The organism is Trebonia sp., assembly GCF_030042015.1.
Classification (GTDB): domain Bacteria; phylum Actinomycetota; class Actinomycetes; order Streptosporangiales; family Streptosporangiaceae; genus Trebonia.
This window is the reverse complement of record NZ_JASIAL010000073.1, coordinates 1-20,332: the sequence shown is the minus strand read 5'-3', so window position 1 is coordinate 20,332 and position 20,332 is coordinate 1. Positions and strand designations below refer to the sequence as shown.

Sequence of the window (20,332 nt, the reverse complement as noted above, 5' to 3'; positions counted from 1 at the left end):
CGCAGGAAGCTGGGTTTTCCGGTGCCGATAGGCCACTGGTTCCACGGTGAGCTGTCTGGTTACGCCGAGCAGGTGATCCGCGAGGCCAGGACCGAGGAATGGCTCGACAAGCGCGCCGTGCTCGACGTGCTGCGCCGGTTCAGGGCCGACGACCCGGAAGCGTCATGGCGCCAGCTGTGGGCGCTCGTGGTGTTCTCGCTCTGGCACCAGATCTACGTGGAACGCGTATTCGACCCCGTAGCCCTCGGCTGGCAGAGCTAACCGCCTGGCCCCCCGGTGCCGGTCTCACATAGCGGGACGCCGCCAGCGACTTAGGGCCCGAACCCCAGGTATATTGTCCGTTTTATACGTATTTTTTGCTGGCTTTCGGGTCCTAAGTTGCCCGGCGGGCGCGAACCGCGCCCGCTATGGGTGGTTTGTCCGGGCGGCGGCGTCGAGGCCGCACATACCACGGAGCAGGTGCGCCGTTAAGGCGCAGCCGGGGGGTTCCGGGGGGTCGCCCCCCCGGGAAATTACGGCGCCTCGGTGGCGGGCAGGCTCCCGTCGGCGAGCAGCTGCTCGCGGATCTTGCGGCGCCCGCGGTGCAGCCGCGACATGACCGTGCCGACCGGCGTGCCCATGATCTCCGCGATCTCGCGGTACGGGTATCCCTCGATGTCGGCGAGGTAGACCGCGGTGCGGAACTCGTTGGGCAGTTCGCGCAGCGCGCGCAGCAGGTCGGAGTCGGTGGTGTGGTCGAGCGCCTCGGCTTCCGCCGAACGGACGGGCGGGGCGAGCCGGTCGGCGGACATCTGCCACTCCTGCAGGTCGCCGCCGAGCGCCTGCTGCGGCTCGCGGCGCCGCTTCCTGTACACGTTGATGAACGTCGTCGTCAGGATGCGGTTCAGCCAGGCCCGCAAGTTCGTGCCCGGCCGGAACTGATGGAACGCCGCGTACGCCTTGACTGATGTTTCCTGGACCAGGTCCTCAGCGTCGGTGGGGTTGCGGGTCATCCGCAGCGCGGCCGGGTACAGCTGGCTGAGCTGCGGCACGACGTCGCGCTCGAACCTGGCGCGGCTGTCCGCGGTCGGCGGGGCGGCGTAACCGGCCTCAGGCCCGGCGTATCCGGCCGCCTGCTCGGTATCCTGCGGGGCCGATTGCGGCGTGCCGGCTGCGACGCCGCCGTCGTGATCTTGGTTCGGGCTCATACCTGGCTCCGGGGGTTGTCAGTCTTATACATATAGACGCACGGAAGTGCGCCGACAGTCCACTCTGTGACCTAAATCACTTTGAGATATGTCGCGACATCCGGAATCGGGCGGGCACACCCGCGGTCGTGCGCCGGCAGGGCCCTGCGCTGCGGGCAGGTAACGGGCGGGTGAGTGACGGGCAAGACGAAAAGACGGTGCGGGTACGGCGAGCTAGATCCAGCCGTGATACCACATATGCGACAGCCAGTCGGAGTACGGAATGACCTTGCCCGCGAGGATCGGGTAAAAGTACCAGAACAGGGCCACGACCGCAAGCACGTATGCGCCGACCACCGCCGAACCGGCCGCACGGCGTCGCAGGCTCGCGGTCACGGGCCCGATGATCAGGCCAAGACACAGCACGATGCACAAGATGATGAACGGCTCGAACTCGATCGCGTAGTAATAGAACTTGGTCCGCGAGACGAACGGCAGCCACGTCACCCAGCCCGCGGCGAAGCAGAGCACGGCGGCGCCGGCCCGCCAGTCCCGGCGCGTGAACCACCAGCAGAGGCAGAACAGCAGCGCGGGGATGGCCGCCCACCAGATGGCCGGGTTCCCGATCGCCAGCACTTCCTGCGACCACTCGGGCCCCGTGTAATTGGCCGGGCACACGTGATAGTTCGTCGGGCCCGTGTAGCACTGGTAGAAGAACGCCACGGGCCGGCTGATCACCAGCCAGCCCCACGGCTGCGACTCGTACGGATGCCGCAGGCTCAGCGAGACGCCGAACTGCAGCATCTCCTTGTGGTACTCATACAGCGAGTACAGCTCGGAGAGCACGGGGACGTTGAAGCCGTTCTGCTGCGCGTAGTCGCGGTCGTACCCCGTGTTGGTCACGAACCAGCCGGTCCACGTGACGATGTAGGTGACCAGCGGGATCACGCCGAGCGTAAGCGGCAGCCACTTCCCGTCCCGCACGAGCGCGCCGCGCACGTAGTCGCGAAGGCCCACCGCCCGGCGGGCGCCGATGTCCCACGCGATGCACAGGCCCGCGAACGCGAAGATGTACCAGACCCCGTACTGCTTGGTGGCGCAGCCCAGGCCGATGAGGATGCCGGCCGCCACCCGCCACTTCCTGATCCCCAGCGCCGGCCCGGCATCGTCGCCAGGCGCCAGGACCATCGCCTCCGCAAGCCGCGCACGGGAAACGTCCCTGTCGACGACCAGGGCGCCGAACGCCGCGAGCACGAAGAACATCAGGAAGATGTCCAGGATGCCCGTCCTGCTGAGCACGAACTCAAGCCCGTCCAGGGACAGCAGCAGGCCGGCCAGGCAGCCAAGCAGGGTCGACCTGGTCATCCGCCTCGCGACGCGGCACATGACCAGGATCGCCAGCGAGCCGAACAGCGCGCTGGAAAACCGCCAGCCGAACGAGTTCAGGCCGTAAAGCCACTCGCCGACCGCGATCAGCAGCTTGCCCACGGGCGGCTGGACCACGTACTCCCCGCACGAGGTGCCCGAGCACGACTGGAAGAGGCTGGCGGTGAAGTGCCCGGCGGCGATCTGGTCGTTGACGTAATTGAGGTTGTCCGGGATGCTGACCCAGTTCCACTCGACACCGTGCTTCAGGATCGACCAGGCGTCCTTGACGTAGTAGGTCTCGTCGAAGATGACCGCGCGCGGAATCGCTAGCCTGTTGAACCGGAAGAAGGCCGCGAACGCGGTGACCAGGAGCGGGCCGAGCCACCCCCATAGCCGGTCGTCCGGCATCGGGGACACCAGCCGGGCGCGCAGCGCGGCTATCCGCCCCGCGGTGCCGTCGTCGGGACCAGTACCGTCGTCTGCGTCGTCGGCGCGCACCGCGCGGCTGACTGTGACGGCGGCGCCCGTGTCGGTGCTGTCGCCGTGGAGACCAGGGCCGCCAGGGCCGCTGTCCTCGGGTTCCATGGCCGGCGGGCCGGCCTGAGTCGCGGTCATCGAACGCCATGCTATGTGGAGGGAGGCGGGGTGGGGAGCACAAGCCAAGCCGAACATCATAACGAACGGGTGCACGCGGGCGGCGGCGGCGCGGGCATCCTGACGCTCGCCGCAGTTCCGATCGGCAGGGCCGACGATGCCTCGGCCCGGCTGGCCGCGGAACTGGAAGGCGCCGACGTGATAGCCGCCGAGGACACCAGGCGGCTGCGCCGGCTCGCCACGGCGCTTGAGGTAAAGCTGACCGCGCGCGTGATCTCCTACTACGACGTGATCGAGGCGCGCCGCGCGGCTGAGCTCGTCGCCGAGCTCCAGGCGGGAAGGAACGTGCTCGTGGTCGCCGATGCCGGCATGCCGGGCATCAGCGACCCCGGCTACCGGCTTGTCGCCGCGGCCGTGGCGGCCGGGATCAGGGTCACCGCGGTGCCCGGCCCGTCCGCGGTGACCACCGCGCTCGCCATCTGCGGGCTGCCCACCGACAGGTTCTGCTTCGAGGGATTCCCGCCGCGCAAGCCAGGCGAGCGGGCTCGGCGGTTCGCCGACCTGGCGACCGACACCCGCACCCAGGTGTTCTTCGAGTCGCCGCGCAGGCTCGCCGCGACCCTGGCGGAACTGCGGCGTTCGCACGGCGACGACCGCGCCGCGGTCGTCTGCCGGGAGCTGACCAAAGTGCACGAGGAGGTCCGCAGGGGAACGCTGGCCGAGCTCGCGTCGTGGGCGGACCTGGAATCAGGGGGCGTCCGCGGCGAGATCACGCTGGTCGTGGCCGGCGTCGACCGCGGCGCCGCCAGGGCCGCCAAGGCCGCCGCCAGGGAGTCCGCCCGCCAGGTCCGCCGTGCCGCCAGGGACCGTGGTCGCGCCGCCGGTGACGAGGGCCGACCCGCCGAGCCCGCGACGGGCTAGCCACCGCCCGCCCGCCGTCTCCCGCCCGAATGCCATCGCCAGCGCGAGGCAGGCGAACGGCACGGCCGTCGTCACGTACCGGTAGTCGAACTCGGCCGTCGCGGCCGGCGCCACGATGAGCATGAGCGAAGTGGCCCACGGCAGGAGCGCCTCGCCGCCCGCCCGCCGCCACGCCAGTGCCATGCCGAACAGCCCCGCGAGCAGGATCAGCCCGTAGACCGTGCCGGGCAGGTAGATGTAGCGCTGGTAGAGGCGGATGAGCCCGGCGAACGGGTTCACGACGGATGTCGCCGGGTTCGCGCCGTCCAGGTAGGCCTGCGCGGACGACGGGTAGCCGTCGACCGCGTGCCCGGGGGCCACGGGCACCGACACGTACCCGAACAGGTACTCGTCGTAGGTCGCGGCGTTGGGGAACGCGGTCCGCGGCCAGTCGAAGGCGCGCCACGTGTCGTCGAGGACCGCGCGCGCGTACGCGAGCGGCTGACCCTCGATCGCCTTGATGGCGAACTCCTCGGCGAGCTTGTTGGGCAGCGGGCTGAACTTCGACCCGGGGAACACATTCAGCGGGCTCGCGGGCGCCCAGATGTACGCCTGCGCGATCGGCCGCTTGTCCGGCGGGACGGTGGTGCACAGCTCAAGCAGGTCCACCGGCAGGCTGAGCTTGGAGCAGTCGGCGAACGTCATCACCCGTGAGTACAGGAACACCCCGGCCGACTCGCTGGTGGCGAACTCGCCGTGCTGCACGTCGTAGGCGCCGGCGTAGCCGAGCACCGGGGCGATTCCGGCTATCGCGAAGGCCGCGGCGCTGGCCAGCAGCGTCCGCCAGCCGACCCGGGCGAGCCCCAGGGCGATCAGCAGGTACAGGCCGAACACCGGCAGCAGCGGCAGACCGGTGGCCCGGACGATCGCGGACAGGCCGACCAGCAGCCCGGCGCCGGCGCAGCGCAGCCAGGTCAGCGCGGAAGCCGGCCGCAGCGGCCACCACAGCAGCAGCGTGACGGCCGCCATGACCAGGAACAGGAACAGCGTGTCTGCCAAGATCAGGTGCTCGAGCTGGATCTCGAACCCGTCGTAAAGCACGGGCAGCGTCATCACGACGGCGAGCCACTCGGGCGCGCCGAACCGGTGCCTGGCCAGCGCGTAGATCATCACCGCGACCAGCAGGCCCATGACGTGCTGTGAGATCGTGACAAGCGCCAGGCTGTGGAATGGCTTGAGCAGCCACATGTACAGCGCATAACCGGAAGTCCGCGTCGGGTCCAGGCGCAGCGTGATCGCGGTGTCCATGTAGTCCCACGAGTCGTTGAACCAGGACTGCCAGCGGTACCCGAGCTCGGCGTCCACGCGGAGCAGGAAGGCGGGCACGAGCAGGATGGCGAATAGCTTGTTATCAGCCACCGCGCGCCGGATGACCGCAGGTACTACGCTCAAGCCCGTATCCTCCTTGTGCCGGGCAGTGCCCTCCAGGCAGGGCGCCCGTGTACACGGTAGCGGGTAGGCCAATGCGGCTAGCGGCGATGGCTGTGGGTAACTGGTTAAAAAGTGCCGAAGCTCGCTAGGAGCAGCGACAACAGCATGGAGTCCACGTGGAGCTGACCGTCGTCATGCCCTGCCTCAACGAGGCGGAGACCGTGGCCACCTGCGTGCGCAAGGCCGTGAAGTTCATCGCCGACAACGGAATCGCCGGCGAGGTCGTGGTCGCCGACAACGGCAGCACCGACGGCAGCCGGCGGCTCGCCGAGGAGGCGGGCGCCCGCGTGGTCGCGGTGGCGGACAAGGGGTACGGCAACGCGCTCATGGGCGGCATCCTCGCCGCCCGCGGTGAGTACGTGATCATGGGGGACGCCGACGACAGCTACGACTTCGCCAGCCTGACGCCGTTCATCACCGAGCTGCGCGGGGGCGCGGACCTGGTGATGGGCAACCGGTTCAAGGGGGGGATCGCCCCGGGCGCGATGCCCGCGCTCCACCGCTACCTGGGCAACCCGGTGCTGTCCTTCGTCGGCAGGCTGTTCTTCCGCAGCCCGGTCGGCGACTTCCACTGCGGGCTGCGGGGCTTCAGGCGAGACAGCGCCATAAAACTCGGCCTGCAGGCTACGGGCATGGAGTTCGCCAGCGAGATGGTCGTGAAGGCCACCCTGGCGAAGCAGAAGGTCACCGAGGTCCCCGCCACCCTGGCCAAGGACGGCCGCAGCCGCCCGCCGCACTTGCGCAGCTGGCGGGACGGCTGGCGGCACCTGCGGTTCCTGCTGCTTTTCAGCCCGCGCTGGCTGTTCTTCCTGCCGGGCCTGGTCCTGCTTCTCACGGGCCTGGCGATCGGCGCCGTCATCTCCGCCGGCCCGGTCACGATCGGCGCGGTGACGTTCGACGTCGACACGCTGGTCGCGGCAAGCGCGATGGTCGTGATCGGGTTCCAGGCGATCCTGTTCTGGCTGTTCACCCAGGTATACGCGGGAGCGGAGGGCTTCCTGCCAGAAGAGCCCAAGGTCCAGCGCATCCTCGGCAACCTCTCCCTGGAACGCGGCCTGCTGGCCGGCGCGGCATTCGGCGCCGCCGGCCTGGCCGGCCTGATCTTCTCGCTGACCTACTGGCATGCGAACAAGTTCGGCCAGCTGAACTATGACCACGCGCTGCGCCTTGTGGTCCCGTCGGTGACCGCGCTCGTGCTGAGCTGCCAGCTCATCTTCGGCACGTTCTTCCTGTCGATCCTCGGCATCAAGCAGACCAGGCACACGCCGATCGGCGCCGAGGCGAAAATTAAAGAACGCGACGAGCCCGCCAGTGCCCGTAGGCTTTAGGCATGTCATCCGCCAACCCCAAGCACATCCTGGCCGCGCCGGCCTGGCCGTACGCCAACGGCCCGCGGCACATCGGGCACGTCTCCGGCTTCGCGATCCCCAGCGACATGTTCAGCCGGTACCAGCGGATGGCGGGCAACAAGGTGCTGATGGTCTCGGGCACCGACGAGCACGGCACGCCGATCACGGTCCAGGCCGACAAGGAAGGCGTGCCGCCCAGGGAGATCGCCGACCGGTACAACACGGTGATCGGGGAGGACCTCACCGCGCTCGGCATGACCTACGACCTGTTCACGAGGACCACGACCCGCAACCACTACGCGGTCGTGCAGGAGATATTCTCGCGCCTGCTCGAGAACGGGTACATCTTCCCGCGGACCACGCTCGGCGCGATCTCCCCGTCCACGGGCCGCACGCTGCCGGACCGCTACATCGAGGGCACCTGCCCGATCTGCGGCTACCCGCGCGCCCGCGGCGACCAGTGCGACAACTGCGGCAACCAGCTTGACCCCACCGACCTGATCAACCCGAAGTCCCGGATCAACGGGGAGACGCCGCGGTTCGTCGAGCAGGAGCAGTACTTCCTCGACCTGCCGGCGTTCACCGACGTGCTCGGCTCCTGGCTGCAGGGCAAGTCAGGACAGTGGCGGCCGAACGTGCTCAAGTTCTCCCTGAACCTGCTCGGCGACCTGCAGCCCCGGGCGATCACCAGGGACCTGGACTGGGGCGTGCCGGTGCCGCTCGACGGCTGGCGGGACCGCCCCGACAAGAAGATCTACGTCTGGTTCGACGCGGTGATCGGGTACCTGTCGGCGAGCGTCGAGTGGGCTCGCCGGCACGGCGACCCGGAAGCGTGGCGCGCCTGGTGGAACAACCCGGACGCCGAGGCCTACTACTTCATGGGCAAGGACAACATCGTCTTCCACGCGGAGATCTGGCCGGCGATGCTCCTCGGCTACGCAGGACGGGGGGCCAGGGGAGGCGCCCCGGGTCCGTTCGGACTACTTAACCTGCCGACCGAAGTGGTGAGCAGCGAGTACCTGACGATGGAGGGCCGCAAGTTCTCCTCCTCCCGGCACGTGGTGATCTACGTCAGGGACTTCCTCGCCCGCTACGACGTGGACGCGCTGCGGTACTACGTGGCGATCGCCGGGCCGGAGAACCAGGACACCGACTTCACCTGGAGCGAGTTCGTCAGGCGCAACAACGACGAACTGGTCGCCACCTGGGGGAACCTGGTCAACCGGGCGGTGTCCTTCGCGGCGCGCAACATCGGCTCGATCCCCGCGCCCGGTGCGCTGACGGACGCGGACCACGCGCTGCTCGCGACGTCCCGGCATGCGTTCGGCACCGTCGGTGAGCACCTGTCACACTCGCGCTTCAAGTTCGGGATCACCGAGACGATGCGGACGGTGGCCGAGGCCAACAAGTACTTCTCCGAGCAGGCGCCGTGGCGGCTGCTCGAGTCCGACCCGGCGCGGATGCGGACGATCCTGCACGTGGCGCTGCAGGTCGTCGACGACGCGAAGACCCTGCTCACGCCGTTCCTGCCGCGCTCGTCGCAGGCCGTGCACGAGATGCTCGGCGGTACCGGCGAGTGGTCGGGCAGGCCGCGGCTGGAGACGGTGCACGAGGACGGGGCGCCGTCGTACCCGGTGATCACCGGCTCGTACGACACGTCGTTCCGCTGGTCCTCGCGGCCGATCGCGGCAGGCACGCCGCTGTCCGTGCCGTCGCCGCTGTTCACCAAGCTGGACCAGTCGGTCGTTGACGAGGAAATAGCCCGGCTTGAGTCCGCCGATTAGCCCGAACGGACCGTGGTGACTCCTCCAGGCAACGACGGCGCGCTGCCCGCGCCCGGCGCGTTCGACAGCCACACCCACATGGACGTCATGGGGCTGCCGGTGGACGGCGTGCTGGCCGCCGCGCACGCGGCGGGCATCGGCCGGGTGGTGAACGTCGGCTGCGACCTGCCGTCGTCGCGGTGGTCGGTGTCCTGCGCCGCCGAATACGACAGCGTCTATGCGACGGTGGCGATTCACCCCAACGAGACCGCCGCGGCGGACGGCGACCGCGGCTCCGTGCTCGCCCAGCTCGAAGCGCTGGCAGCAGTGCCGAAGGTAGTGGCGATCGGCGAGACGGGGCTCGACTACTACCGGGACTGGTCGCCGCGGCCCGTGCAGCGGGAGTGGTTCCGCGCGCACATCGCGATCGCCAGGCGGACCGGGAAGGCGCTGATGATCCACGACCGGGACGCGCACGAAGACATCCTGGCGATCCTCGGCGACGAAGGCCCCTGGCCGCCGTACAGCGTGATATTCCACTGCTTCTCCGGCGACGCCAAGCTGGCGGCCCGGTGCGCCGAAGCGGGGTACGTCATGAGCTTCGCAGGCAACGTGACGTTCAAGAACGCCGAACCGCTGCGCGCCGCGGCCGCGGCCGCGCCGCCTGAGCTGATCCTGGCCGAGACCGACGCGCCGTACCTGACGCCGGTGCCGCATCGCGGCAAGCCGAACTCCCCGGCGATGACGGCCCATACCGTCCGGGCCCTCGCGGCCGTCAAGGACATGGCGGTCGCGGACCTGTGCGCGCACATCCAGGCGACAGGCGCCCGCGTCTTCGGCTGGAATGTTTCATGATCGGGGATAGAAACCCACCCTTTCTGGTGGTTTTCTATCCCACATCATGCGCGATGGGTGCGAGGTGACCGCGGGCGCGGGCGTAAGGCTGCTCGCGGCTTCGGATATAAGGGGCATAGCGCGGCAGATCGGGCTGCGGCCGGCCAAGCGGCTCGGGCAGAACTTCGTCGTCGAGCAGGGGACGGTGCGGCGGATCGCCGCGCTGGCGGCGCCGCGGCCAGGCGACGTGATCCTCGAGGTAGGCCCGGGCCTCGGCTCGCTGACGCTCGCCCTGCTTGAGAGCATCGCCGACGTGGACGCCCGGCTGATCGCGGTGGAGATCGACCCGGTGCTCGCGGCCGAGCTGCCGCGGACGCTCGCGGCCCGCGCGCCGGCGCTCGCGGGCCGGGTGGACGTGCTCGCGGCGGACGCGCTCGAGGTCGCCGGACTGCCGTGGCCGCCCACCGTGCTCGCGGCCAACTTGCCCTACAACGTGGCGGTCCCTGTGCTGCTGCACCTGCTGGCGGTCCTGCCGTCGCTCGCGCGCGGCGTTGTCATGGTGCAGGCGGAGGTCGCGGACCGGATGTGCGCGGGACCAGGCAGCCGGGTGTACGGCGCGCCGTCGGCGAAGCTGGCCTGGTTCGCGGCCGCGCGGCCCGCCGGGACCGTCCCGCGCAGCGTGTTCTGGCCCGTGCCGAACGTCGACTCACGGCTGGTCTGCCTCGCCCGGCATAGCCCGCCGGCCACGTCCGCCAGCCGGGCCGAGGTGTTCGCGGTGATCGACGCCGCGTTCGGGCAGCGCCGCAAGACATTGCGGGCCGCCCTCGCCGGCTGGGCCGGGTCGGCGGCCGAGGCCGAACGGCTGCTGCGCGCGGCCGGCATCGACCCTGGCGCGCGCGGCGAGGCGCTCGGGGTCGCCGAGTTCGCGTGCATCGCCCGCAAACGCGGCGCGAGCCGATGAGGATAGGCTTCGGTGATCGTGACGACAGTGACCGTGCGGGTGCCCGCGAAGATCAACCTCCAGCTCGCGGTGGGCCCGCTGCGCCCGGACGGGTACCACGACCTGGTGACGGTGTTCCACGCGATCTCGCTCACCGACGAGGTCACCGTGGCGGCGGCCGAGGCGGACACGGTGACGGTCAGCGGCGAGGGCGCCAGGCAGGTGCCGGCCGACAAGGACAACCTCGCGCTGCGGGCCGTCTCTGCGCTGCGCGCGGTCACCGCGCTGCGCGGCACCGGACCAAGCGGGGGCGCCCCTGCCGGGGTGGCGGTCACGATAAGGAAGCGCATTCCGGTGGCCGCCGGCCTGGCCGGGGGCAGCGCCGACGCCGCGGCCGCGCTTGTCGGCTGCAATGAGCTGTGGCACGCCGGATTCTCCCAGCAGGACCTGTGCGAGGTGGCCGCGGGGATCGGCAGCGACGTGGCGTTCGCCGTGCTCGGCGGGACCGCGGTGGGCCGCGGCCGCGGCGAGCGGCTCACCCCCGCGCTGGTGGCGCCGGCCCGGTACCACTGGGTGCTCGCCTTCGCCGACGGCCAGCTGTCCACGCCGACCGTGTATGGCGCGCTCGACCGGCTGCGCGGGGCGCAGGCAGTCGCGGCCCCTGAGCTGAGCGCCGAGCTGATGAGCGCGCTGCGGGCCGGCGACGCGGGGCGGCTTGGCGACGCGCTCGGTAACGACCTGCAGGCTCCCGCGATCTCGATGTTCCCCCCGCTGCGCAGCACGCTCACGGCCGGCCGCGAGTTCGGCGCGCTCGGCTCGCTTGTCTCCGGATCCGGGCCGACGTGCTTCTTCCTCGCCCGCGGCGCCAGCCACGCGACGGACCTGGCGGTCGCGCTGTCGGGTGCGGGCGTCTGCCGGTCGGTCACCCGGGTGACGGGCCCGGCGCCTGGCGCAGGCGTAATCCCGCCGCAGGCGATATGAACCTGGTCAGCCTGGAGCGGGCAGCCAAGGCCTACGGCCCGCGGGTGCTGCTCGACGGCGTTTCGCTTGGCGTCGGCGAGCGCGACAGGGTGGGCGTCGTGGGCCGCAACGGCGCGGGCAAGTCCACGCTGCTCGCGCTGCTCGCTGGCGCCGCGGAACCGGACAGCGGGCGGATCGCCAGGTCATCCGGCCTGCGCGCCGGCTACCTGCCGCAGGACGATGAGCTGTCCGGGAGGGTGGGCCAGATCGCGTTCGGCGACCGGTACGGCGGCCGGGCCTGGGAACGGGAACCACGCGCCCGTTCGGTTGCCTCGGAGCTTCTCTCCGGCATCAGCCTGGAAGCGGACGTCGGGCGGCTGTCCGGCGGGGAGCGGCGGCGGGTCGCCCTGGCAGCGCTGCTCGCCGCCGAGCGCGACATCCTGCTGTTCGACGAGCCCACCAACCACCTGGACCTCGATGCCATCGACTGGCTCGGCCGGCAGCTGCGGGACAGCGGCTGCGCGGTGGTCGTGGTCAGCCATGACCGCTGGCTGCTCGACACCGTGTGCGACCAGATCTGGGAGGTCGCGGGCGGCCAGGTCCACCAGACCGAGGGCGGGTACTCGGCATACGTGCTGGCGCAAGCGGAACGGCAGGCCGCCGCCGAGGCGGACCAGCAGCGGCGGCGCAGCCTGGCCCGCAAGGAGCTGGCGTGGCTGCGGCGCGGGCCGCAGGCCCGCGGCACCAAGCCGAAGTTCCGGGTGCAGGCGGCCAACGCGCTGATCGCCGCCGAGCCGCCGTCCCGGGATGGCGCCGAGCTGACCCGGATGGCGACCGCGCGGCTCGGCAAGACCGTGGTTGAGCTCGAGGACGTCACGCTCACGGTGGGCGGGCGGGTGCTGCTCGACCGCGTAACCTGGCGGCTCGGCCCTGGCGACCGGGTGGGGATCGTGGGCGTCAACGGCGCGGGCAAGACGTCGCTGCTGCGGCTGCTGGCCGGCGAGACCAGCGACGGGGTCACGGTCTCCGGGCACGTCGTGCGCGGCAAGACCGTGCGGGTGGGCCACCTGTCTCAGGAGCTGAGCGAGCTCAGCGCGACCCCGGACAAGCGGGTCCGCGAGGCAGTTGAGGAGATCCGGCTGCGGATCCAGGTCGGCAAGCGCGAGCTGTCGGCCGGGCAGCTGCTCGACCGGCTCGGATTTCACGGTGACAGGCAGTGGACGCCGCTTGGCGACCTGTCGGGCGGCGAGCGGCGGCGGCTGCAGATGCTGCGGCTGCTGATCAACGAGCCCAACATGCTGCTGCTCGACGAGCCGGCCAATGACCTTGACATCGAGATGCTGACCGAGTTCGAGGACCTGCTCGACGGCTGGCCCGGCACCCTGGTCGTGGTCAGCCACGACCGGTACTTCCTTGAGCGGGTCACCGACCACATGGCGGCGCTGCTCGGCGACGGCAAGCTCGCCTTCCTGTCCGGCGGAGTGGACGGCTACCTGGAGGGCGTGCGGGCGGGCCGCGCCGCGGCGGCCGGCACTCGCCCCGGTCCCGGCGCCGGCGCCGTCGGCGGCGCCGTCAGCGCCGCCAAGCCGGTCTCCGCGGCGGCGGCCGAGCGTGCCGCGCGCAAGGAGCTGCAGCGACTGGAACGGCAGATCGACCGTGCGGCCGACCGCGAGGCAGCCCTGACCGGGGAACTCGCCGCGAACGCGGCGGACTACGAGAAGCTCACCGAGCTCGGCGCCCAGCTGCGCGTCCTCCAGGCCGAGAAGGCGGGCCTGGAGGAGCGCTGGCTGGAGGTCGCGAGTTCCCTGCAGACCTAAACAGGGAAGTGGATGCCGCGCAGCGTGGCCAGGAAGGTGCCCGCGATGACGCCGTAGCCGAAAATGTTGGCGTGCTCGTTCGGCCCGACGGGCTTCGGCGCGCACTCCCACGTCCACCGGCAGATCAGCGCCACGTCCTTGGGCAGCTTCCCGATGTGGGGCACGGTCACGATGTCCTTGGTGTCGGTGGTGTCGAACGCGGTGAACACGTCCGCGACGGCCGCGCCGGCGGCCTTGTACACGCCGGTCAGCAGCTCGCCGAACTGACTAGCCAGGACGATGCTCGCCTCGGCGAACTCCTCGCCCGACGTGCCTGTCAGCCAGTCGGCGAGCTCGGGATCGTAGTACGTCATCCCGACGATCGTCGCTTTCGGGTCGGCGGGGCGCAGCGCCGCGAGCGTCGTGGCGAGGTTCTTCTGCAGCGCCGCGAACACAGGTGTCAGGCAGGTGACGATCTTGGAGATCACGCCGAGGGCGATGCACCCGTTCAGGTCGTTAGCGCCGATGTCGATCGTGATCAGCGGCACCTGGCCGGGGTGCGAGTGCAGGAAGGCGAGTGCGGCGGCCAGCTGCGAGCCCTTGTCGGCGGTCAGCGAATACCGTTCGTCGCCCTTGTATCCGCAGATCCCGCCCTTGTTGAGCGTTTCCGAGGTTTCGCCGGGGCACCCGAGCTTGACTAGCCGCAGGGCGCTGTCGGCGCGCTTGAGGACCTTGTACAGCTGGTTGGCGTAGCCCTGGTCCGTGGTGATGTCGACGCCTTTCGCGTTCGGCTGGACGCCAACGGACAGCGAGTCGCCAAGCGATAGGTAGTACTTAGGGCTGGGGTGGCTGGCTGTCAGCTGGCTGGCGCTGGCAGGCACCGCCACCGCCGACGTGAGGGCGAGCGCCGCCGCGGCGGCGGCGATCGCGTGGGTCAGACGGGGCATGTATGACCTCCTCGGTGAGGTTAGACCGGGTTCGCGCGGGTCTGACCCGGAACATGTGCTTGCCGGATGTTAACGCGCGAGTAGCTTCGATGTAACCCCCTGGCCCGATTACGGCCGCTATGCGCGGTGCCGGCGCTCGCCGGAGTCGAACGGGGCGAGCAGCGTGCGCAGCAAGTCCGCGAGCAGGCGGCGCTGATCCTCGCCGAGGCTGGCGAGCAGCGCCTGCTCGCGGTCGAGCAGGTCGGTGAGCGCCCCGTCGACCACCGACCTGCCCTGCTCCGACAGGGTGACAAGCACGCCCCGCCGGTCCCGCGGATCGGGTTCGCGCCGCACCAGGCCCGCCGCGGCGAGCCGGTCGATCCTGTTGGTCATGGTGCCTGACGTGACCAGAGTGGCGCGCAGCAGCGCGCCAGGGGTCAGCTGGAACGGCGGCCCTGCCCGGCGCAGCGCGGAGAGCACGTCGAACTCCCACGACTCGAGGCCGTGACTGGCGAACGCGCCGCGGCGCGCGATGTCCAGGTGCCTGGCGAGCCTGGAGACCCGGCTCAGCACCTGCAGTGGTTCGACGTCCAGGTCCGGCCGCTGCACCCGCCAGGCGGCCACGAGCTCGTCGACCTCGTCGGAAAGCTGCCCCATGAGGGACAGGATATCTCTTGACGTCAAGATGCTTGATCAATATCTTGATGTCAAGAGGCTTTGCGGCAGCGCGGGCTCTCGACCGGACAGGAGGGGGTGCCCGCCATGTGGGACGCCGGACAGTACCTGCGGTTCGGTGATGAGCGGGCGCGGCCGTTCTTCGACCTGCTCGCACAGGTCGGCGCCGTGACCCCGCGGTACGTGGCCGACCTGGGCTGCGGCCCTGGCAACCTCACCGGGGTGCTCGCGCGGCGCTGGCCGCGGGCGCAGGTCGTCGGCGTGGACAACTCGCCGGAGATGATCACGGCAGCGCGCGGCACCGCGGACGCCGTCGGCAACCTCCGGTTCGTGCTGGCGGACGTGCGCGACTGGCAGCCGGACCGACCGCCGGACGTGCTTGTCTGCAACGCCGTGCTGCAGTGGGTGCCCGGTCATGACGGCCTGCTCCTCCGCTGGGCGGGCATGCTCGCGCCCGGCGGCTGGCTCGCCTTCCAGCTTCCCGGCAACGAGGACCAGCCAAGCCACGCGATCGTCCGGGAGATGGCGCAGGCGCCGAGATGGCGCGAGCTGCTCAAGGACGCGGAGCTGAACCGCCAGGCGGGCGACCCACGGGAATACGCCGAACTGCTCGCCCGGCCCGGTTTCGAGGTCGACGCATGGGAGACCACCTACCTGCACATCCTGCAGGGGGACAATCCGGTGCTCGAGTGGACGAAGGGGACCACGCTGCGGCCGGTGCTCGCCGCGCTCGACGCGGAGCAGGCCGCCAGCTTCGCCCGCGAGTACGCGGAGCGCTTGCGGCAGGCGTATGACCACCGTCCGTTCGGAACACTGTTTCCCTTCCGCCGGGTGTTCACGGTGCTGCACCGGCGCGCGGACCCCAAACCGGTATCAATCTGATAATTCCTATTGATTTTATAGAGAAAGGCTGCCAAGATCATTGGCGTGCGACAGGGAAGCGCGACGCGGCAGCGGATTCTCGATCCCCGGCAGCTCGCCGCCGAGGTGCGGCGGCTGACGGCAACTCCGGCGCAGTGGGTGACACGGGTACGGCTTGACCCCGAAGGACGCTGGTACGAGCGGATCGCCGCCGACGGCGAATACGAGGTGTGGCTGATCAGCTGGCTGCCCGGGCAGTCGACAGGGTTCCACGACCACGGGGGCTCGGCGGGGGCGTTCGGCGTGGTGTGGGGCACGCTCGACGAGTGCGTCCTGCCGCGCGCCGCCACCCGGATCCTGGTGAACCAGGTGAGCGCGGGCGAGGTGCGTGCGTTCGGGCCGCGCTACGTGCACGATGTGCGGAACTCCGCAGTCGGCTCGGTCGCCGTCAGCGTGCACGCCTACTCGCCGCCGCTGTCGATGATGACCAGGTACAACCTCACGCCTGCCGGGCTCGCGGTGGCCGGGACAGAGGGGGCAAGCGACTGGTGACGGCGAAGCCCGACGGGGCGCGGTCGATCGATGAGATCCTGGCGGCCGCCCGTGCCCGGCTGGTGCGGGTAACGGCGGAACAGGCATTTTCCGAGTTCCGCGACGGGGCGACCTTGGTTGACATCCGGCCTGCCGCCCAGCGTGCCGCCGCCGGCGAGATCCCCGGTTCGGTCGTGGTCGAGCGAAACCACCTGGAATGGCGGTTTGACCCGGCCAGTGACGCGCGGCTGCCCACGGTGAGCGGATATGACCAGCGGCTGATCGTGGTCTGCGAGGAGGGGTACACCTCCAGCCTGGCCGCCGCATCCTTGCACGACCTCGGGCTGGCGCGCGCCACCGACGTGATTGGCGGCTACCGGGCCTGGGCAGCCGCCGGCCTGCCGACGGCGCGAGCCGAGGAGCGCGCGGCCGCGATCGCGCCCGGTGCCTCGGCTGCCGTGTTCCGCTAGGCCCCTGCCGGCTAAGCCCGGGCCGGCTAAGCCTGGGCGTCGAGCGCTAAGCCTGGGCGTCGAGCTGGGACAGGCCGTTCCAGGCCAGGTCGATCATGTTCGCTGCTACCTGCTCGAGTTCCGGCTTGCGGGCGTCGAGCCACCACTGGCCCGTGAACGCGACCATGCCGACCAGCATCTGCGAGTACATCGGCGCAAGCTTGGGGTCACGGCCGCGGGACTTGAGGAAGTCGGCCATGATGTACTCGACCTGGCCCGCGATGTCGGAAAGCAGCGTGCCATAGGTGCCGCCGCCGGACCCCGGGTTGGAGTCGCGCACCAGGATGCGGAAGCCGTCGGCGTTGTCCTCGATGTAGCGCAGCAGGGCGACGGCGGCCGCCTCGAACTTGGGCCGGGAGTGGTTGCCCTCGAACAGCATGGTGGTCATCGTCGTCAGCCGCTCCACCTCGCGGTCGACGACGACCGCGTACAGGCCCTCCTTGCCGCCGAAGTGCTCGTACACCACCGGCTTGGAAACCCCGGCCTTGGCGGCGATCTCCTCGATCGAGGTGCCTTCGAATCCCCGTTCCGCGAAGAGCCGCCGGCCGATGTCCAGTAGCTGCTGCCGCCGTTCCTGCCCGGTCATGCGCTTTCGGCTGGTCCTGGGGGATTCGGTCACTTGATCATCATGGCCGCTATGCCGCCGCTCTGTCAGCGGCCGTTACCGCTTTGTCGCTGCGCCTGGTCATGCCGCCCAGGCTCCGCCTCGCGGTCGCGGGACGCTTGGCGGACAGCCGTGCCTCGTCCGGCCAGCGCACGTCGTAGACCCAGCCGAGCTTCTCGAAGGCCCAGATCACCCTGGCGCTCTGGTCGATCTGCCCCTTGAGCGCGCCGTGCCTGGCACAGGTCGGGTCCGCGTGGTGCAGGTTGTGCCACGACTCGCCGAACGACGCGATGGCCAGCCAGGAGACATTCCGCGACCGGTCGCGGACTTCGAAGTCCTTGTTGCCGAACGTGTGGCAGATCGAGTTGATCGACCAGGTGACGTGGTGCAGCAGCGTGATCCGCACCAGGCCGGCCCAGAAGAACGCGGTGAGCGCGCCGTGCCAGGACATCCCCCACAGGCCGCCGATCAGCGCGGGCAGCAGCAGGCTCGCCGCGACCAGCGGCCCGAACGCCGCGTCCACCCTCTTGATCTTGGAATCGGCGAGCAGGTCGGGGGAGAACTTCCCCTGCGAGGTCTTGTTGGGGTCGAAGAGCCAGAGCATGTGCGCGTAGAGCAGGCCCTTGGTCAGCGCCTTCCAGTCCTCGCCGTAGCGCCAGGGCGAGTGCGGGTCGCCTTCCTTGTCGCTGTACTTGTGGTGCCGCCTGTGGTCAGACACCCAGGTGATGACCGGGCCCTGCATCGCCATGCTGCCGGCGACCGCCAGCGCGACTCGCAGGCCGCTCTTGGCCTTGAAGGAGCCGTGGGTGAAGTACCGGTGGTAGCCGACGGTCACGCCGAGCCCGGTGAACCAGTAGAAGACGGCGGCTATGACGATGTCGTGCCAGCCAAGACCCCAGCCCCAGGCGAACGGGATCGCCGCCGCCAGCGCCAGCATCGGCACCCCGACGAACACGCCGACCAGGATGCGCTGCCCCAAGGTGTTCTGCTCGTCTTCGACGTCCGGTCGCGCGGCGCGATTTGCCTGTGTGCCGTCGGGGGCCGGCGGCGAAGAGATGGTGGTGGTGCCGCTGAGTGTGTCCGGAGTCGTAGACATGGTGCTCCTCTGCGTGTGCGCCGGACGGCGGAGGCTCTTATACGCTTACGTAACCGTAGCCTACGACACCGTAGGTTGTGCAAGGGCCTGAGATGAATTTTTGCGGATCGCCGCGTGAATGTCGCATGCGCTGACCTGTGACGTCTCAACATCTGAGACGCCTCTGAGTATGGTCTTGGCCACGCCTGGTGGGGAATTCCCGTTTGGTGGCTGCCCAGACGCGCGGGGACTGTGGGCACCAGACGCACATCTGTGGGCAGAGGAGTGGGCGAGGGGTTCCGGCGCCTGGACTCGAACCAGGACAAAGACCCAGATCCAAAGTCTGGCGGGCTGCCAATTACCCTACGCCGGATAGTGATTACAGTGTGTAAGAGCAGCGTTAGCCACAGCTGCCCCGCCCCACTAACGATACCGGGCTGGACGTTCCTTCAGGGACCGTGACCGTCCCGATAGCTGCTGAGGCCCACCCCTCGATCTTCCGGCACAGCCAGTTGCTCCTGCGGACATCCACCCTGAGGCAACCGGGATAGCTCTCGGCGACGTTCTTCCGTACGCCGTGGCGGCACGCACGGGGACGGCCCTCAGCCGCAGATCGACGACGTCGGCCATCGTGTAGCGCCCGGTGTTCCTGAGCGGTTCTGAGACCAGCAGCAGGACGAGCAGCCAGCCCACGAGGAAGCCGATGGAATAGAGGAAGCCGGTGCCCGTGGCTGCCAGGCCCGGCATCAGTATCGTCCCCCCTCCAGCCAGTGCCGCAGCCTTTCTGACAGCGGATCGAGTCGCCGCTGAGCCCAGCGGCGATAGCTGACGGCGATCGTGCGGCCGGGGTGTCCTGACCCCGGGCGAAACGCCCGGGCCGCGGACCGAGTTCGACGGGATCGCGCAGTGCGGATCGACGGGACGGTGGGTTAAGGTTAGTTGAGATCAAGCAAGTTATCCGCTGAGAACTCAGGTGGGGGGCATATCCGCCCATGACGGTCAATTCCGGCGTGGCAGGCGCGCCGATGCACGCGGGCCACACGCTCGGACCGCACTACAAGTGGATCGCGCTGTCCAACACCACGCTGGGCGTGCTCATGGCGACGATCAACCAGTCGATCGTGCTGATCGCGCTGCCCGCCGTGTTCCGCGGCATCGGGCTGAACCCGCTCAGCCCGGGCAACACCAGCTACCTGCTGTGGATGTTCATGGGGTTCATGGTCGTGTCGGCCGTGCTGGTGGTCTCGTTCGGGCGGCTGGGCGACATGTTCGGCCGGGTCCGGATGTACAACATGGGCTTCGCGGTCTTCAGCCTCGGCTCGATCATGCTGACCGTTACGTGGATGCACGGCACCTCCGGCGCGCTGTGGCTGATCATCTGGCGGGTCGTGCAGGGCATCGGCGGCGCGTTCCTGTTCGCCAACTCGACCGCGATCCTCACCGACGCGTTCCCCGCCAACCAGCGCGGTACCGCGCTCGGACTGAACTCGATCGCGGCGATCGCCGGGTCGTTCATCGGCCTGATCCTCGGCGGCGTGCTCGCACCGGTGAACTGGCATCTGATCTTCCTGGTCTCGGCCCCTGTCGGCTTCTTCGGCACCGTGTGGGCGTACTTCATGCTGCACGACATCGGCGTCCGCAGGCACGCGCGGATCGACTGGTGGGGCAACCTGCTGTTCGCGGCCGGGCTGATCGCGATCCTGGTCGGCATCACCTACGGCCTGCTGCCGTACGGCGGGCACCCGATGGGCTGGACCAACCCGTGGGTGCTGACCGCGCTGTTCGGCGGGGTCGCGCTGCTGGCGATCTTCGTGTACGTCGAGACTCGGGTGGCCGAGCCGCTGTTCCGGATCTCGCTGTTCCGGATCCGTCCGTTCGCCGCGGGGAACATCGCCAGCCTCGCGATGGCGATGAGCCGCGGCGGCATGCAGTTCATGCTGATCATCTGGCTGCAGGGCATCTGGCTGCCGCTGCACGGCTACAGCTACAG

Annotated in this window: 18 protein-coding genes, 1 tRNA gene and 1 pseudogene; 12 read left to right on the top strand and 8 right to left on the bottom strand. The window is 69.8% G+C overall.

Annotation, left to right across the window (positions count from 1 at the left end; all coding sequences use genetic code 11):
- A partial coding sequence (locus Q1N79_RS03705) for an asparagine synthase-related protein (protein WP_300604350.1) occupies positions 1-261 on the top strand: 261 nt, incomplete at its 5' end.
- 251 nt (positions 262-512) lie between these two features.
- Here the strand turns inward: Q1N79_RS03705 and Q1N79_RS03700 are convergent.
- Positions 513-1,187 (bottom strand): sigma-70 family RNA polymerase sigma factor, encoded by a 675-nt coding sequence (locus tag Q1N79_RS03700; protein WP_300604348.1) that lies wholly within the window; start codon positions 1,185-1,187, stop codon positions 513-515.
- A gap of 213 nt (positions 1,188-1,400) precedes the next feature.
- Positions 1,401-3,149: a phospholipid carrier-dependent glycosyltransferase gene (locus tag Q1N79_RS03695; protein ID WP_300604345.1), complete on the bottom strand. Its 1,749-nt coding sequence runs from the start codon at positions 3,147-3,149 to the stop codon at positions 1,401-1,403.
- Between the two features lie 96 nt (positions 3,150-3,245).
- On the opposite strand from Q1N79_RS03695, the gene rsmI reads away from it, so the two are divergent.
- From rsmI to Q1N79_RS03660, 7 genes are all read left to right on the top strand, one after another.
- On the top strand, positions 3,246-4,049 hold the full coding sequence (gene rsmI, locus Q1N79_RS03690) for a 16S rRNA (cytidine(1402)-2'-O)-methyltransferase (RefSeq protein ID WP_300604358.1): 804 nt from the start codon (positions 3,246-3,248) through the stop codon (positions 4,047-4,049).
- Positions 4,050-5,635: 1,586 nt separating this feature from the next.
- Positions 5,636-6,847, top strand: coding sequence for a glycosyltransferase family 2 protein (locus Q1N79_RS03685; protein WP_300604342.1), 1,212 nt, complete (start codon positions 5,636-5,638; stop codon positions 6,845-6,847).
- Positions 6,848-6,849: 2 nt separating this feature from the next.
- On the top strand, positions 6,850-8,652 hold the full coding sequence (gene metG, locus Q1N79_RS03680; protein WP_300604339.1) for a methionine--tRNA ligase: 1,803 nt from the start codon (positions 6,850-6,852) through the stop codon (positions 8,650-8,652).
- A 12-nt stretch (positions 8,653-8,664) separates the two neighbouring features.
- On the top strand, positions 8,665-9,486 hold the full coding sequence (locus Q1N79_RS03675; protein WP_300604336.1) for a TatD family hydrolase: 822 nt from the start codon (positions 8,665-8,667) through the stop codon (positions 9,484-9,486).
- A gap of 46 nt (positions 9,487-9,532) precedes the next feature.
- Positions 9,533-10,426 carry a 16S rRNA (adenine(1518)-N(6)/adenine(1519)-N(6))-dimethyltransferase RsmA gene (gene rsmA, locus Q1N79_RS03670; RefSeq protein WP_300604333.1) on the top strand — a complete coding sequence of 298 codons (894 nt, stop codon included), beginning with the start codon at positions 9,533-9,535 and terminating at the stop codon, positions 10,424-10,426.
- A gap of 12 nt (positions 10,427-10,438) precedes the next feature.
- Positions 10,439-11,386, top strand: a complete 948-nt coding sequence (locus Q1N79_RS03665) for a 4-(cytidine 5'-diphospho)-2-C-methyl-D-erythritol kinase (protein WP_367185027.1) — start codon at positions 10,439-10,441, stop codon at positions 11,384-11,386.
- Positions 11,383-13,182 (top strand): ABC-F family ATP-binding cassette domain-containing protein, encoded by a 1,800-nt coding sequence (locus tag Q1N79_RS03660; protein ID WP_300604330.1) that lies wholly within the window; start codon positions 11,383-11,385, stop codon positions 13,180-13,182. Before Q1N79_RS03665 ends, Q1N79_RS03660 begins: the two co-directional genes overlap by 4 nt.
- On the opposite strand, the gene Q1N79_RS03655 is transcribed toward Q1N79_RS03660, so the two are convergent.
- Both Q1N79_RS03655 and Q1N79_RS03650 read right to left on the bottom strand, forming a co-directional pair.
- Positions 13,179-14,108, bottom strand: a complete 930-nt coding sequence (locus tag Q1N79_RS03655; protein ID WP_300604327.1) for an SGNH/GDSL hydrolase family protein — start codon at positions 14,106-14,108, stop codon at positions 13,179-13,181. The genes Q1N79_RS03660 and Q1N79_RS03655 overlap by 4 nt on opposite strands.
- A gap of 117 nt (positions 14,109-14,225) precedes the next feature.
- Positions 14,226-14,744, bottom strand: a complete 519-nt coding sequence (locus Q1N79_RS03650) for a MarR family transcriptional regulator (protein WP_300604325.1) — start codon at positions 14,742-14,744, stop codon at positions 14,226-14,228.
- 105 nt (positions 14,745-14,849) lie between these two features.
- On the opposite strand from Q1N79_RS03650, the gene Q1N79_RS03645 reads away from it, so the two are divergent.
- Genes Q1N79_RS03645 through Q1N79_RS03635 form a run of 3 tightly spaced genes read left to right on the top strand, consistent with a single transcriptional unit; the run spans position 14,850 to position 16,624 of the window.
- Entirely contained in the window at positions 14,850-15,644 is a 795-nt protein-coding gene (locus Q1N79_RS03645) for a trans-aconitate 2-methyltransferase (RefSeq protein WP_300604322.1), read from the top strand.
- A 45-nt stretch (positions 15,645-15,689) separates the two neighbouring features.
- Positions 15,690-16,175, top strand: a complete 486-nt coding sequence (locus Q1N79_RS03640) for a cysteine dioxygenase family protein (protein WP_300604319.1) — start codon at positions 15,690-15,692, stop codon at positions 16,173-16,175.
- The gene (locus Q1N79_RS03635) at positions 16,172-16,624 is read left to right on the top strand and encodes a rhodanese-like domain-containing protein (RefSeq protein ID WP_300604316.1); all 453 of its coding nucleotides are present in this window, start codon (positions 16,172-16,174) and stop codon (positions 16,622-16,624) included. Before Q1N79_RS03640 ends, Q1N79_RS03635 begins: the two co-directional genes overlap by 4 nt.
- 46 nt (positions 16,625-16,670) lie before the next feature.
- Here Q1N79_RS03635 and Q1N79_RS03630 read toward each other — a convergent pair whose 3' ends face one another.
- From Q1N79_RS03630 to Q1N79_RS03615, 4 genes and pseudogenes are all read right to left on the bottom strand, one after another.
- Positions 16,671-17,249 (bottom strand): TetR/AcrR family transcriptional regulator, encoded by a 579-nt coding sequence (locus tag Q1N79_RS03630; RefSeq protein WP_300604353.1) that lies wholly within the window; start codon positions 17,247-17,249, stop codon positions 16,671-16,673.
- A 49-nt stretch (positions 17,250-17,298) separates the two neighbouring features.
- A complete protein-coding gene (locus Q1N79_RS03625; protein ID WP_300604314.1) occupies positions 17,299-18,363 on the bottom strand; it encodes an acyl-CoA desaturase in 1,065 nt (354 codons plus the stop codon).
- A gap of 276 nt (positions 18,364-18,639) precedes the next feature.
- A tRNA-Gln gene (locus Q1N79_RS03620) sits at positions 18,640-18,715 on the bottom strand.
- A gap of 200 nt (positions 18,716-18,915) precedes the next feature.
- Positions 18,916-19,122: pseudogene (locus tag Q1N79_RS03615) on the bottom strand (cation acetate symporter); the annotation flags it as partial.
- Positions 19,123-19,334: 212 nt separating this feature from the next.
- Here Q1N79_RS03615 and Q1N79_RS03610 point away from each other — a divergent pair.
- Positions 19,335-20,332 (top strand): MFS transporter (locus Q1N79_RS03610; protein ID WP_300604311.1); only part of this gene is annotated, 998 nt, incomplete at its 3' end.